Origin of the sequence: Streptococcus parasanguinis, from assembly GCF_001069785.1 — a bacterium.
GTDB classification, from domain to species: domain Bacteria; phylum Bacillota; class Bacilli; order Lactobacillales; family Streptococcaceae; genus Streptococcus; species Streptococcus parasanguinis_T.
In genome coordinates this window covers 1-14,622 of record NZ_JVSR01000002.1, presented here as the reverse complement: position 1 = coordinate 14,622, position 14,622 = coordinate 1, and the positions used below count along the sequence as shown (strand labels likewise).

The 14,622-nt window shown below is 43.8% G+C and carries 11 protein-coding genes; 1 reads left to right on the top strand and 10 read right to left on the bottom strand.

Translation table 11 applies throughout. The annotated features are described in order from the left end of the window. Positions 1-84: 84 nt before the first annotated feature. The 7 genes from ADG03_RS00090 to ADG03_RS00060 all read right to left on the bottom strand — a co-directional run bounded on the left by ADG03_RS00090 (position 85) and on the right by ADG03_RS00060 (position 6,754). Positions 85-423 (bottom strand): YlbF/YmcA family competence regulator, encoded by a 339-nt coding sequence (locus ADG03_RS00090; RefSeq protein WP_003011745.1) that lies wholly within the window; start codon positions 421-423, stop codon positions 85-87. A gap of 100 nt (positions 424-523) precedes the next feature. Next, positions 524-1,630, bottom strand: coding sequence for a prephenate dehydrogenase (locus ADG03_RS00085; protein WP_049472751.1), 1,107 nt, complete (start codon positions 1,628-1,630; stop codon positions 524-526). A gap of 16 nt (positions 1,631-1,646) precedes the next feature. Continuing rightward, a complete protein-coding gene (aroC, locus tag ADG03_RS00080; RefSeq protein ID WP_003014383.1) occupies positions 1,647-2,813 on the bottom strand; it encodes a chorismate synthase in 1,167 nt (388 codons plus the stop codon). Positions 2,814-2,819: 6 nt separating this feature from the next. Continuing rightward, entirely contained in the window at positions 2,820-3,893 is a 1,074-nt protein-coding gene (gene aroB / locus ADG03_RS00075) for a 3-dehydroquinate synthase (protein WP_049472750.1), read from the bottom strand. 161 nt (positions 3,894-4,054) lie between these two features. Continuing rightward, a complete protein-coding gene (gene aroE, locus ADG03_RS00070; RefSeq protein WP_049472749.1) occupies positions 4,055-4,927 on the bottom strand; it encodes a shikimate dehydrogenase in 873 nt (290 codons plus the stop codon). Next, entirely contained in the window at positions 4,917-5,594 is a 678-nt protein-coding gene (aroD, locus tag ADG03_RS00065; RefSeq protein WP_049472748.1) for a type I 3-dehydroquinate dehydratase, read from the bottom strand. Before aroD ends, aroE begins: the two co-directional genes overlap by 11 nt. Next, positions 5,591-6,754, bottom strand: coding sequence for a class I SAM-dependent rRNA methyltransferase (locus tag ADG03_RS00060; RefSeq protein WP_049472747.1), 1,164 nt, complete (start codon positions 6,752-6,754; stop codon positions 5,591-5,593). Before ADG03_RS00060 ends, aroD begins: the two co-directional genes overlap by 4 nt. A gap of 230 nt (positions 6,755-6,984) precedes the next feature. Between ADG03_RS00060 and ADG03_RS00055 the strand changes: the two genes are divergently transcribed. Further along, a complete protein-coding gene (locus tag ADG03_RS00055) occupies positions 6,985-9,144 on the top strand; it encodes an LTA synthase family protein (protein WP_049472746.1) in 2,160 nt (719 codons plus the stop codon). Positions 9,145-9,198: 54 nt separating this feature from the next. Here the strand turns inward: ADG03_RS00055 and pulA are convergent, their stop codons facing one another. The 3 genes from pulA to ligA all read right to left on the bottom strand — a co-directional run bounded on the left by pulA (position 9,199) and on the right by ligA (position 14,505). Continuing rightward, complete coding sequence (pulA, locus tag ADG03_RS00050) at positions 9,199-11,496, bottom strand: type I pullulanase (protein WP_049472745.1); 2,298 nt, start codon at positions 11,494-11,496, stop codon at positions 9,199-9,201. A gap of 78 nt (positions 11,497-11,574) precedes the next feature. Then, positions 11,575-12,537, bottom strand: coding sequence for a diacylglycerol kinase family lipid kinase (locus ADG03_RS00045; protein ID WP_023917844.1), 963 nt, complete (start codon positions 12,535-12,537; stop codon positions 11,575-11,577). Between the two features lie 9 nt (positions 12,538-12,546). Next, entirely contained in the window at positions 12,547-14,505 is a 1,959-nt protein-coding gene (gene ligA, locus ADG03_RS00040) for an NAD-dependent DNA ligase LigA (RefSeq protein ID WP_049472744.1), read from the bottom strand. Positions 14,506-14,622 lie beyond the last annotated feature (117 nt).

Below are 14,622 nucleotides of genomic sequence, written 5' to 3'. Positions count from 1 at the left end.
ATGTTTCCTAGCTTTTTTTGAGCTTCTTTTCTTCTACTGGCGAACGAAAATACCAGAGTCGAAATTACAACTCTGGTAGCATTCTTATTTATATAAATCTTGAATCGGCTCAAAGATGATCTTTTCCAGATCTGCAAGATAAATAGACAATTGTTGTTGTTTGGTGAAAAATTCATTCACAATCGGACTTGCTTGGATTTTTTCCATATAGTCCTTCATTTCTTGTTGCACAGCTTCTGTTGGAAGTTGACCGGATTGCATCAAGCCTTGCAGTTGATTTTGGAAAGCAACGTATTCGTCAAACAAGGTTTTCGCTTCTGGATTTGCTTCAATCGCTTCTTTGCTTTCTACGACAGCCTTGTATTCAGGAAGGTCTCGCAGGGTCCGAGAGAGTTCGTTTGCTACATCATAAATATTTGCCATTTTCTAGGCTCCTTTACTGATAAGATACTTCTATTATACTGCTTTTCCTTCAATATTCCTAAAATGAAGCAGGGATTTTGACGCAAATCCTTCTGTAGACCTAGCGAGCAAGGACAGTATAAGACGTCGCCTGGCTGATCAATGTTTGAGCCCGCTCTTGATCCTCTGCATTTTTAAAGGTCAGCTGCAAAATCCCGTGGATATCTTCACGATTCTCTTCATTGATGTGAATATTAACCAAGGAAATCCCTTGTAGGAGTTGTAAGATTTCAAGGATTACACCTTCTTTATCTGGAACATCAATAAAGAGATCATAGGCACTATCGCGTCCAGGACGCTGATGGATCTGCATTTCTTTTCGGTGCTTGCGCCCCTCATGGAAAAAGGACCAAATAGCCTTCTCGTTATCTGCTTGAATGGTCTCAGCTACCTGATCCAATCGCTCTTTGAAATCTGCAATCCGCTCCAATATCGCTTGAGGGTTGGACAAGAGAATAGAAGTCCACATACCTGGCTCACTTTCCGCGATCCGTGTCATATCCCGAAAGCCACCAGCCGCAAAACGGCGGGTCATTTCATGCTCTTCCCCATAAGCTACAGCCTGCTCGACCAGAGTCGAGGCTAAAATATGAGGAAAATGGCTGATCTGGGAAGTCACCCGATCGTGTTCCTCGGCATCGATTTCAATAAATCGAGATCCCAATCCACTCAGAAGCTCTTTCAACTCTTCCATGGCACCTCCTGTCGTCAAGCTGGAAGGAGTAAAAATATAATAGGCATTTTCAAATAAGGTTGCATCTGCTGCTGCGGCACCTGTCTTATGACTACCAGCCATGGGGTGTCCTCCCACAAATCGTACGGCCTTGTCTGTAAACACTTTTTCAGCTTGTGCGACAATTTCTGCCTTGGTAGAGCCTGCATCTGTCACCAGTACCCGGTCTTTCAAATGCAAGCTAGCTAAGGTTTCTAAGTAAGACTTGGTTTGCTTGATGGGAAGGGCCAAAATAATGATATCTGCTAAAGGGGCAAAGGCTGCGAAATCATCCGTCACTTGATCCACCATTCCTCTTTCAAGGGCGATGGTTCGAGAGGCTTCACTACGATTGTACCCAAGAACAGTCACGTTTGGGTGGGCTCTCTTAATGCCTAGCGCAAGTGAAGCACCAATCAAGCCCAACCCTGCAATATAAACAACTTTCTTCTCCAAAGGAAAACTCTTTCTCTTAAAAATTCTTCGTAAAGTCCCGGTGCTTGGCAACGGCTTCTTTCAATTCTTCCAAGTTATCGGATGAGAATTTTTCAAGCACTTCTGTCGCAAGGACCGTTGCGACCACTGCTTCCATTACCACTCCTGCAGCAGGTAGAGCCGTTGGGTCGCTGCGCTCAACCGTCGCCTTATAGGGTTCATGGGTTTCAATATCCACACTCATCAAGGGTTTGTAGAGAGTCGGAATAGGCTTCATGACGCCACGAACCAGAATGGGCTCACCATTGGTCATGCCCCCTTCAAAACCACCAAGATTATTGGTGCGACGGGTATAACCGGTGTCTTGAGACCAGATGATTTCATCCATGACTTGACTACCTTTTAGGCGACCTGCGTCAAAACCAAGGCCTAACTCAACACCCTTAAAGGCATTGATAGAGACTACTCCTTGAGCGATTTTGGCATCCAATTTCTTGTCCCATTGTACATAGGAGCCTAGTCCAACAGGCACACCGCCAACCAAGGTTTCCACAATCCCCCCGATGGTATCGCCATCTTTTTTCACTTGGTCAATGTAGGCCTTAACAGCTTCTTCTTGTTCTGGCACAACGATCGAAACTTCCGACTTCGCTGCCTTTTCCTTGATTTCTGAAACGGTTAGATTCTCGGGAATTGCAATCTCGATTCCCCCAAAATTAACAATGTGGCTGGCTACTTCAACGCCAATTTCTTCTAAAATCCGTTTAGCAACTGCACCAACGGCTACACGCATGGTTGTCTCACGGGCAGAAGAACGCTCTAAGGAATTTCGAAGATCGTCAAAACGGTATTTCATCCCTCCGACTAGATCAGCATGACCAGGACGTGGCTTGGTGATCTTACGTAGATTCTTCTTTTTCTCTTCGACCGGTGCTACATTCATGATCTCCAGCCATTTTTGGTGATCCAGATTGGTCACGTTCAGCGTAATCGGACCTCCCATGGTCAAGCCATGACGGACCCCTGATGTGATCTCGACACGGTCACTCTCGATTTTCATCCGAGCACCGCGACCATAACCACCTTGTCGGCGTTTGAGCTCTTTATTAATATCCTCTTCAGATAAAGGAAGGCCTGCCGGAACCCCCTCGATGATGGCTGTTAGTCGAGGTCCATGGGACTCTCCTGCTGTTAAATATCTCATACGACCTTATACCTTTCTTTCTAAAAAGTCCTTCATTTCTTGAAGAGGGATTTGATGAATCGCTGCTTGCCCCAACTCTGGAACAATTACTAATTTCAAGTTCGTCCCACGCGCTTTTTTGTCATGGGTCAAGGCTTGATAAAGGGCTTCTTTATCCCAGTTCTCATAGGTCACCGGAAGGCCAAATTTCCGGCACATTTCTTCGATTTTTTGAGTAATTCCCTTTGGCATCAGGCCCTTTTCTTCTGCAACTCGGGAGAGCTGCACCATGCCCATACTAACGGCTTCCCCATGCATAACCTGCCCATAACCAGCTGTCGCTTCAATGGCATGCCCAATGGTATGACCAAAATTGAGATACAGTCGAATACCATTGTCCAACTCATCTGCCACCACATGGTCTCGCTTCACCAGGCAAGAATGGGAAATGATGCTCTCTGCATGCTCTAAAATACTCTCCACAGAACCATCCATGGCTTCCAATTCTTGCCAAAGTTCCGTATCTTGAATGAGACCGTACTTGATGACTTCGCCCATCCCCTCGATCAATTCACGTTGCCCCAAAGTGCTCAACACTTCAGGATCAATAAACACACCATCTGGTTGAGCAAAGGTCCCTACCATGTTTTTAGCAAGTGCTGTGTTGACTCCCGTCTTTCCCCCGATAGAGGAGTCCACCTGTGCGGTCAAGCTAGTCGGGATCTGAACAAAGGAAATTCCCCGCATATAGGTCGAGGCAGCAAAACCAGCCAAATCACCAACTACGCCACCCCCAAGAGCAACAATTCCATCACTGCGCGTCATGCCCTGGGTAGCTAGAAAGTCATAGACTTTTGAAACAGTGGTTAGATTCTTACTGGCTTCTCCTTGAAGAAACTCAAAGCGCACCACTTGAAAACCAGCTTTCTCAAGGCTATTCTCAACAATAGCTGCATACAACTTAGCCACGCGGTTATCGGAAATGATAGCGACTTTTTTATCGCCCCAAAGAGTGCACAACCAGTCTCCAACCTGGTTGAGACCACCTCTTTCAATCACAATCTCATAGGAATGTCCTGGAATAGGTACCGATACGTTCATAGGAATCTCCTTCGTGTTATTCTTTCATTCTATCTTATCATGAAATAAGGCACATGTCTCAAACAAAATGAAAAAGAGACTAGAGCAAGACTGTTTTTTAAAAAATCAGTTCCTGTTCTAATCTCATAAAGCTTTTCAATAGGGAAAGGTAAAACTCTCTCTTAGTCACATACAAATTGGCGATATTCTGTTGTCAATGCTTCCCATACAGACTCTGTAGGAAATACTTTCCCAGTCATTAATTCAAAGGCTGCTTCAGCTTGATAAAAGAGCATTCCCAGCCCATTTACCCGCTGGTTTCCTTGATTCACTGCTAGTTGCAAAAAAGGGGTCACTGCCGGATAGTAGGCCATCTCTACGATTAAGGCATGTGGGGGAAAGGTCAAGTGACTCGCTATCGGAAGAGACTGACCATCCATCCCAACACCAGTGGCATTTAAGATGAGATCAGCTTGATTAAAGGAACTTTGAACCTCTTCATTTTTCTCAATCGCATACAATTCTATCAAGAAATCAAAGCCATCTTCAATCAACTGAACGATTGAACGATAATGAACCAATCTCTCCTCTCTCACAAAGACAAGGATTCGTTTTACACCTAGATGAATCGCCTGTGCAATAATCGCTAAAGCTGCACCACCTGCACCTAAGAGAACCATTGTTTTTCCCTTAATGGAGAAAGCTGGAGGTAAACTACGAAAGAAACCAATCCCATCCGTATTATAGCCCTTAAGCTTGCCATCACGGTGAACGATGGTATTGACAGAGCCGATCTTTAGAGCCATCTCATCCACTTCATCTAAGTAAGGAAAGACCTTTTGCTTAAAAGGCATGGAAATATTGGCCCCAATCATATCTAACTTACGAATTTGGCTGACAGTGCTTTCTAAATCTTCTTCAGCAATATCCCAAGCCAGGTAAGCAGCATTGGTCGCTGTTAATTCATAGGCTAGATTATGGATGAAAGGAGAGATACTATGGCGGATAGGATGGGCAATGACTGCTGCCATCCGAGTGTAGCCATCAATCTTCATTTAATAATTCCCGAATTCTTCGCATATTTTCAAGAGGGATTTGACCTGGGGCGCTTTCCTCTCCGACTCTAGCATAAGACCAAGAAGAGCCTGTCAAATCAGCTGTCAAGCGCGAAATCTTCCCGATCTTACCCATGGAAATCGTTACATATTCTTGCTCAGGATTCAGCGTCTTGAAACCACGCGTATAATTCATCAAGTCAAGGACATCTTGTTCATTGTGGGCCATGACCGATACCTTGACCAATTTTGGAGAAAAGCTAGTTAATTCCGATAAGATCTCCATCATATTTTCCGGTGTCTCTTGGAAATTATGGTAGCTGAGCACAAGATTTGAAAATTCCAACATCTCTTCAAAGACGTCACGATGGCTATAAAACTCGAAATCGATATAATCCGGATGATAGATAGATTGAATATCTTTCAGGATTCCAACATATTCCTCGTTGGTCAGCTCCATCTCTCCACCTTCAGCTCGAGTCCGCAAGGTGAATAAAATTTCGCGTCCAGCAAATTTTTCAAAAACTGCAGGAGCAACAGTTAAGATCTCGCTTTTTTCTAAAAAGTCCGCACGCCACTCAATAACATCTGCATCCTCGTAACGCGAACTATCTAGTTGTTGCGCCTCTTCTAAGGAGCGAGGCATAATCGAAACAACTAACTTCATACATCCACCCTAATCGTAAATACTTTTAAGTAATTACTACTTTCTTCTTTCTTGTTCCATCGAAAATCACCCGGAAGTCCATATTCCGCTACATAGCGATGCTTACGACCTTGAAATCCCTTTTCGATTTGTTTTTTAAATTTATCTTTGTTGACATTTGCCGCATTGGTACTGAGAATCAAGGTCCCACCTGGATTTAAAATCTCAAGAGCCTCGCTGACCAATCGATGATAATCTTTAGCGACTGAAAATGTCCGTTTTTTATTCCGCGCAAAGCTAGGCGGATCGAGCACGATCACATCATAGCTTAGGTCATGGCGTTTGGCATATTTGTAATAGTCAAAGACATCCATCACGACAAAACGATGAGCATCCAGCGCCAAGCCATTTGCCACAAAATGCGCTTCTGATAGTTCTCTACTTCTCTTAGCCAGATCGACCGATGTTGTCTCAACTGCTCCACCCATTGCCGCAGCCACAGAGAAGGCCGCCGTATAGGAGAACATATTGAGCAAGGACTTGCCAGCTGCTAAGCCCTCTACCAAGCTACCTCGAACTTCATGCTGATCCAAAAAAATCCCCGTCATCAAGCCATCATTGAGAAAGACTTGGTAAGAAACCCCATTTTCAAGAATCAAAAATTCTTGCGGAGCTTCTTCTCCATAGACATGAGCCGATTCATAGTCCAAGCCTTTAAAGCGAATCTTTTCATAGCCGCCTCGGACTTCTGGAAAAGCCTCTTGAAAGGCCGCTAGAATGGTTTCCTTGATCTGAAATACAAAGGGATTGTACCAAGAAAAGACAACAAACTCACCATACAAGTCAACCGTGAAACCACCAAAACCATCTCCCTCTTGGTTAAAGAGACGAAAGGCTGTCGTCGTTTCATCCGCATAATAAGAACGACGGTATTGCTTGGCTTTGATGAAAAGCTTTTTAAAAAAGTCTTGATCAAAAGCGACCAACTCTTGCGAAACAAACCATCCAATCCCTTTATTTTGTTCAGATAAGTATCCGACCCCGAGGGATTGTCCATCTCCTGAAAGCAATTGAACCTCTTGATTCAAAGCAGGAAGTGACTCAAAATCTTGCTTTTCAAGAAGGGATTGTCCTTGTTTGATTTTTGTTGCGACTTGGCGACTGACTGTGAGTTTTTTCATATCCTCTATTATAGCAAAAGTCTGCAGTTTTCACAAAGAGAGGCTTTATTTACTGGAACTTTTTTTACCGTTTTATCCTAGCTTTCATCATTTAGCTTCAAATGATATAAAATGCCGGATCTTTCCTATTTCTTTCCTCTCCTTTACAGTCATTTTTTTCTTTCTCCATAAAATTGTGGTATACTTGTATATGAAAATTTTTAGGAAATAAGACAAGGAAGTAACATTTTGTGAAAAAAATTACGAATTCGATACTCAATTTCATGAGTACCAGACTAGGATTTGTCTTGACCCTTCTGCTGCTCTACTGGTTCAAAACCATGTGGGCCTATTCAGTTGATTTTAATTTAGACATTCAGGGACCTTATCAGATCTTTCTAGCAGTGATCAACCCATTTCCGGTCAGCTTACTGTTAATCGGTCTAGCACTCTATATCAAACCTACCAAGCTCTTTTATAGTTTGGCTTTTGGGATCTACCTTCTCTTATTTATTTGGTTGATTTCCAACTCCATCTATTATCGAGAATTTACAGACTTTGTAACAGTTAATACCATGTTGGCTTCCAGCAAGGTTTCTGCCGGTCTCGGAGCTGCTGCTTTAGAATTATTCCGCCCTTGGGATGTGATCTACATTCTAGATTTCCCTATTCTAGCTTTCTTCTTCTTTAAGAAATGGATTCGTATGGACAATCGTCCCTTCAATAAACGTGCTAGTTTTGCGGTTACCTCTTTATCGGCTATGCTCTTTTCGGCCAACCTTTTCCTTGCAGAGATTGACCGACCTGAGCTCTTGACTCGTGGGTTCTCAAACTACTATGTCGTTCGTGCCCTAGGCTTACCAGCCTTTCTGGGTTATAGCGCTAATCAGACCTATGCTGCCAACAAAGAACGTTCCAAAGCCTCCGAAGCAGATTTAAAACCGGTGGAAGAATATATCCAACAGCATTACGCCAAGCCTAATCCTGAATACTTTGGAATGGCCAAAGGCCGTAATGTCATCTACATTCACTTGGAAAGTTTCCAACAATTCTTGATCGATTACAAGTTGAAAGTAGATGATAAAGAATATGAAGTAACGCCTTTCTTAAATTCACTTTACCACTCGAAGGAAACCTTTGCCTTTTCGAATGTCTTTAACCAAGTCAAGGCAGGGAAAACGTCTGATGCTGAGACCATGATTGAAACAGGCCTCTTCGGACTCAACCAAGGTTCCTTTATGGTGAACTATGGTGGAACCAATACCCAACAGGCTGCACCATTTATTCTTTCAAAAAATGGGTACAACTCGAGCGCTGTTTTCCACGGGAATGCTGGAAGTTTCTGGAATCGAAATACTGCCTATAAACAATGGGGCTACAATTACTTCTTTGATGCTAGCTACTTCACCAAACAAAACAGCAGCAATTCCTTCCAGTATGGTCTTAATGACAAATACATGCTCAAGGATTCCATCAAATACCTCGAGAGATTGCAACAACCTTTCTATACTAAGTTCATTACGGTTTCCAACCACTATCCTTATACGACCAGTTTGTCAGGAGATGATCTTGGCTTCCCTCTAGCTAAGACACAGGACGAAACCATCAATGGCTATTTTGCGACCGCTAACTACCTAGATTCTTCGATCAAGGCCTTCTTTGATTACCTGAAAGAATCTGGTCTTTACAAAAATTCCATCATCGTTCTCTATGGGGACCACTACGGAATTTCAAACTCCCGCAACCCAGCTCTTGCTCCTCTACTTGGTAAGAACTCTGAGACTTGGTCAAGTTATGACAATGCCATGTTGCAACGCGTTCCTTATATGGTAGTTATTCCAGGTATGGATAAGGGTGGCATCATTGATACCTACGGTGGCGAAATTGATATGCTCCCAACCTTGGAACATTTGCTAGGTATTGAATCCAATAAATTCCTCCAAGTTGGCCAAGATATGCTCTCACCAGAACATGATCAAATCGTCGCCTTCCGCTCTGCTAACTACTTTGTTACTCCAGAGTATACGAGCTATAGTGGCCGGACCTATTACACCAAAACAGGTGAGGAAATCACGAACCCAGACGAAAAAACCAAGGAAGAACTGGACAAGATCAGGGAAGCTGCTAACCTGCAATTGAAGATTAGCGATAGTATCCAGACCGGTGACCTCCTTCGCTTCTTCAAGGGCAATGATCTTGGAAAAGTCAATCCAGAAGATTATTCCTACACCAATTCCTTCAAGGCATTGAAGAAGATTGAAAAGGAAAAAGGTGACAAATCAACCAGCCTTTATAACCAACGTGGCAACCAGTCTACCGTTGATCTCTTCAAAGCACCAACTTATAAAGAATTGCACCCAGAAGACGATAGTTCTTCCTCAACAGAGACCAGTAGCAGTTCTTCTAAATAAAAAGAATCCCTGAGTTTAAAAACTCAGGGATTTTATGATTTCTTTTAAAAAAACTTAGTCTAGGACTTCAAAAACAGAAGCTGTTAAATTCTCCACGTAGAATGGTCGTTTATGACGACTATTCCCAACCATCAATTTCAATTTATTTGAATTTTGGAGGTAATATGGAAGTCCGCTGGCGTTGAAGATGACCAAGTACTTCTTGTCTCCTGTTAGTTCATAGATGACAAGACCGCTGGTATCAGTTGCAGATTGAATAAAGACTTGTTGATAGATTTTATCATAGCTTTCAAATCCTAAGACAGCAAGACTTGTCTTCAAATTGATCAAGCTTCGGATATAGGCAATTGATTCCTTGTTTTGACTGACCAGATCCCAATTGACCCGATTCACAAAATCTGGAGCATTGTAGGAATTCATGGCCCGTTCACGATCCAAAGGAGTGATCTCTCCATCAGGACCTGTCGCTACCAATTTAGTCCGCATAAACTCTTGACCCAATTGCATGAAGGCCATGCCCTGAAAGAGCAGATTCATGGCCGTAGCCAACTCTGAGCGCTTGACCAAGCCTGCTACTTCTTCATTTGGATGTAGGGTCTGAAGCAAGTCATAGAGATTATAATTGTCATGAGCCTCCACATAATTCAAAACCTGATTCGGACTTAAATAATGACCCAGCTCCGCACTACCTAGAACAGCACGCGCAACGATATTCTCTGTTGATTTTCGGCTGACAAAGCCACGTTTGATGGAACCATAAACCTCAGCTCCTTTAATAGCATCGCGCTCCGTGTCGTTAAAGAATCCAATACGTGGCAATTGCGCCGCATTGTCTTTCTTAGCCTTATCCTCTGGTGCGAGACCGGTTCCCATGTCCCAACCTTCTCCATAAAGGAGAATGCGAGGATCCAGAGCATCCATCGCCTCCCGAATAGCATTCATTGTCGTCACATCGTGAATGCCCATCAAATCAAAGCGGAAACCATCGATCTGGTACTCTTTTACCCAGTGCGTGAGGGAATCAATCATGTACTTGCGGTACATTTCATGCTCACTCGCCGTCTCATTACCGACACCTGTCCCATTTTGGAAGCGCCCATCTGGCTCCATCCGGTAATAATAATCCGGAACTGTATTTTGGAAAGGACCATGCTCAGTTGAGTAGGTATGATTGTAGACCACATCTATGACTACAGAAATCCCAGCTTCATGATAAGCCCGGATCATAGTTTTAAGCTCTTTCATCGTCTGCTTAGGATTGGATGGATCCGTTGAAAAACTGGTTTCTGGTGCAGAATGATTCTGAACGTCGTAACCCCAATTGTAGGTCACATGACCTTCTTTATCGTACTGTTTATAGCGATCAGATATCGGCTGCAATTGCACGACATTGACCCCTAACTGACGGATATAATCAAAGGCAGTCGCATCGCCATGGCTATTGACGGTTCCTTCTTGGCAAGCCCCCAGATAGGTCCCACGCAAAGACTCGTCCACACCTGATGTCGGTGACTTGGTCAAATCCCGAAGGTGCATCTCATAGATCACTGCTTGACAAGGATTGTCCAGGCGCCAGGGAGTCCCATCGGCGCCTTTTTTAGTGCCCCAATCAAACTGACGATCTGCTCTTGAGAGAATGGCTGAGCGCATTCCATCGGCTGTCGTGGCAATGCTATAAGGATCGCGCGTCACTTGAGTCTGGTGTTCAAAATGCACACGATATTGATAAGCCATGCCACTTAAATTTCCTAGAAAATCTAGAATCCAAACACCTTGGGTGTTTTCTGGATGGTAGCTAGACTCTTGTTTGCCTCGCATCATCGGAATAGTCTTCCAAATAGGCGCATCCAACTCTGTTGATTGATAGAGCAACAATTCAACTTTCTTAGCAGTAGGGGCCCACAGCTTAAAGCAATACTCCCCTTCTTCTTCGCGATAACCAAGCCAGCCTTGATAAGCCCATTTGGTGTCAAATTCCTTGGCATGGGTCGCCATATCGTAGGCATGAGGCTGACGATGACTATAAGCATGACTCGTCAAAGCAGCTTGCAAAGAATAATAGACAGTATCGTCCCCATCGAGAATCCAAACTTCTCGAACATACCCTTCTGGTAAGAGTTCGATTTCAAAATCACGGGTTTTGGTGAGCCAATCTCCCTCTTTAACCAAGACATGACCCCGACTCAAGGCATCCTCACTCTCGTATACCAGATTTCCCTCTACTCCAAAATAATCCAACTTGGAGAAAGAGACTGATTTTCCTTCTACTTGATCCTGCCATTGCCACATATCATAGGCAAAATAATTTCCTTTTTGCTTATGAAAATGAAGCTTTACATGGTATTGTCGCATAACATTTTCCTATTTCCAATTTGATACCGAAGGAACCATTCGCTCGTGAAACACGTACATGGCTCTAACTATTTGTTTCTATTCTTCAGATGTGTGAACCAAAGCATCGTTGTTGATTTCATCAATATTCGCAAAGAATTCCAAGTGATTATGAAAGACTTCCAATTCAACTGGAGTATCTCCCCCATATTCGCCATCTAGATTGATGCGGAATGGTTGAGCATTTTTCCCTAACATTTCGATCGACAATTTCTTGGTCTTGAGATATTCTACATTTTCATCGTGCACATGCTTGCCTCCATTAATGGCCTGAATCATCAAGGACAACATGTTAAAGAGCTTAGCAGTTTTTACGATAATCAAGGTGAAGTTTCCATCATCTAGCTTGGCATCTGGTGCGACACTTTCAAAGCCAGCAATAGAGTTGGTCAAAGCCACAAAAATCATAGACGCTGGCCCTTCAAAGACACCATTGTCGTGTTCGATCCGCACCTTACGAGCCTTGTTTCTCGGCAACATTTTAGCTGCTTCTGCCACATAGGCAAAGTAACCCAGGCGAGATTTGACACTGCTTGGGACACTGAAGGTCAACTCTGTCAGAGTCCCTGCTGCAGCAATATTGATAAAATACTTACTGCCATAAGCACGACCAATGTCCATTTGAATGGTTTGATTCTTTTCGATAATGCGGGCAGCTGCCACTGGATCTCCCATCGGAATCTTCAAGGCACGCGCATAGTCATTGGTTGTGCCGGTTGGGATAAAGGCCATCTGCGGACGATTTTCCAGACCTGCAACTCCATTGACCACTTCATTAATCGTGCCATCTCCACCAGCAGCAATGATTAAATCAAAGCCTGCTTTGGCGGCTCTTTCTGCTTCATTTTGAGCAGAAAATGGTTCTGGAGTCGTTTGATAGGCGCTGGTTTCGTAGCCCACATCTTCGAGTACGTCCAAGACTTCCGCAATATTTTTCTTGATAATTTCTTGCCCAGAGGTCGGATTATAAATTAAACGGGCTTTTTTGATTCGTTCTACCATAAAGTTCCTCTACAAACTTTCAAGCCAGGCCTCATCTTCTACCTGGATTCCTAATTCTTGTGCTTTGGTTAATTTGCTACCAGCGTCACTACCTGCTACGACCAAATCTGTTTTTTTGGAAACTGATCCAGTTACCTTGGCACCCAGGCTCTCTAATTTGGCCTTTGCTTCTGAACGTGTGAGCCGCTCTAGCTTCCCAGTCAAAACAACCGTCATCCCTGAAAGGGCCGCATCGGCAGCAACTTTTTCACCAAGATAGGTCAGATTGACTCCAGCTTCTTTCAATTCATGCAGGAGACGCTTGGATCCCTCTTGTGCGAAATAAGACTTGAGACTTTCAGCCACGACCATACCGAGACTATCAATGCTGGCAATCCGTTCTGGATCAGCGGTAGCCAGTTGATCGAGGTCATGGAATTCTTGGAGCAAGATTTGACTGACCTTGCTTCCGACATGGCGGATTCCCAAACCAAAGAGTAACTTTTCAGCTGAATTCTCTTTTGAAGCTTGAATGGCTTCATAGAGTTTTTCAGCAGATTTTTCTTTGAAGCCTTCTAAGGTTAATAGATCCTCTACAGTGAGCCGGTAGATCCCAGCTACATCCTCTACCAACTGAGCCGCGAAGAGTTTCTCTACAACAGCTGGACCCAAGCCTGTGATATTCATAGCATCCCGACTTGCAAAGTGGTTCAATCCCTCCTTAATCTGAGCTGGACAGAGCGGATTGATACAGCGAAGGGCCACCTCATCCTTGAAATGAAGCAACTCACTCTGGCAGCTCGGACAATGACTTGGAATAGCTAATGCTTGATCAGAGACCCGTTTATCTTTGACGACACGTAAGACCGCTGGAATGATATCACCAGCCTTGTAGACAATGACGGTATCTTCCTGATGAATATCTTTTTCAGCAATATAGTCCACATTGTGCAAGGTTGCGCGACTAACGGTGGTTCCTGCTAGTTGGACTGGAGTTAGATTGGCAGTTGGTGTCACAACACCGGTCCTTCCAACGGTCCAATCCACCGATAGGATTTTCGCTTCTTTTTCTTCAGCTGGAAACTTATAAGCGACAGCCCATTTTGGAGCCTTGACGGTAAAGCCTAGTTCTTCTTGAACAGCTAGGTCATTGACCTTGATGACGATCCCATCGATATCATAGGGAAGATCCTCTCGAAACTGAGCTACTTTTTGGATAAAGTCCCAAATTTGCTCCATATCCTCTGCCAACACTCGCTCTTGGTTCACGACAAACCCTAAGCGAGCTAATTTCTCAAGCACGCCTTCCTGACTGCTTTGATCAGTGGGACTCACTTCTTGATACAAGAAGGTCGCGAGATTTCGCTTGGCCACGATTTTCGTATCCAATTGGCGAAGCGTTCCCGCAGCAGCATTCCGTGGATTGGCAAACTCAGGCTCGCCATTTTCTTGACGGATCTGATTGACCCGATCAAAGGAAGCCCGTGGCATGTAGCACTCGCCTCGAACTGTGATGTTCACTGGCTCTGGTAACACCAAAGGAATGTCCTTGACCCGCTTGAGATTCTCTGTAATATCCTCACCGACAGAACCATCCCCACGTGTTGCTCCTGTTACAAGGACACCATTTTCATAGGTGAGGGAAATGGACAAGCCATCGATCTTCAACTCGCATACATAGCTGATAGAAGGAAATTCCTTACGAACACGCTGATCAAAAGCTTCTAATTCTTCACGTGAAAAAGCATCCTGCAAACTATAAAGGGGATACTGATGCTGGTATTTAGTAAAACCTTTTAAAACCACACCACCTACACGGTGAGTTGGACTCTCTGGTAAGATCTCATCTGGATGAGCTGTTTCTAGTTCCACCAACTCCCGATATAATTGATCGTATTCACTATCTGAAACAGATGGAGCGTCTTTTGTGTAATACTCATAAGCATAGCGATTGAGTAATTCCACTAATTCTTTCATTCTGGTTTTCATGTTCTTATTTTATCATAAAATCTTAATTTAGCCTTGAATTTACTGCATTCTTAGCATTAAAAAAAGGGGCTGGGACAAAAGTCCTAGCCTCTCAATTATTTTTAGATTGTCGAGCAA

Excerpts from the sequence above, each read along its gene's own strand:
- ligA (WP_049472744.1), bottom strand. The coding sequence starts at position 14,505 with ATGAAAACCAGAATGAAAGAATTAGTGGAATTACTCAATCGCTATGCT.
- aroD (WP_049472748.1), bottom strand. The coding sequence starts at position 5,594 with ATGAAGTTAGTTGTTTCGATTATGCCTCGCTCCTTAGAAGAGGCGCAA.
- ADG03_RS00045 (WP_023917844.1), bottom strand. The coding sequence starts at position 12,537 with ATGGTAGAACGAATCAAAAAAGCCCGTTTAATTTATAATCCGACCTCT.
- ADG03_RS00060 (WP_049472747.1), bottom strand. The coding sequence starts at position 6,754 with ATGAAAAAACTCACAGTCAGTCGCCAAGTCGCAACAAAAATCAAACAA.
- aroB (WP_049472750.1), bottom strand. The coding sequence starts at position 3,893 with ATGAACGTATCGGTACCTATTCCAGGACATTCCTATGAGATTGTGATT.
- aroE (WP_049472749.1), bottom strand. The coding sequence starts at position 4,927 with ATGAAGATTGATGGCTACACTCGGATGGCAGCAGTCATTGCCCATCCT.
- pulA (WP_049472745.1), bottom strand. The coding sequence starts at position 11,496 with ATGCGACAATACCATGTAAAGCTTCATTTTCATAAGCAAAAAGGAAAT.
- aroC (WP_003014383.1), bottom strand. The coding sequence starts at position 2,813 with ATGAGATATTTAACAGCAGGAGAGTCCCATGGACCTCGACTAACAGCC.
- ADG03_RS00090 (WP_003011745.1), bottom strand. The coding sequence starts at position 423 with ATGGCAAATATTTATGATGTAGCAAACGAACTCTCTCGGACCCTGCGA.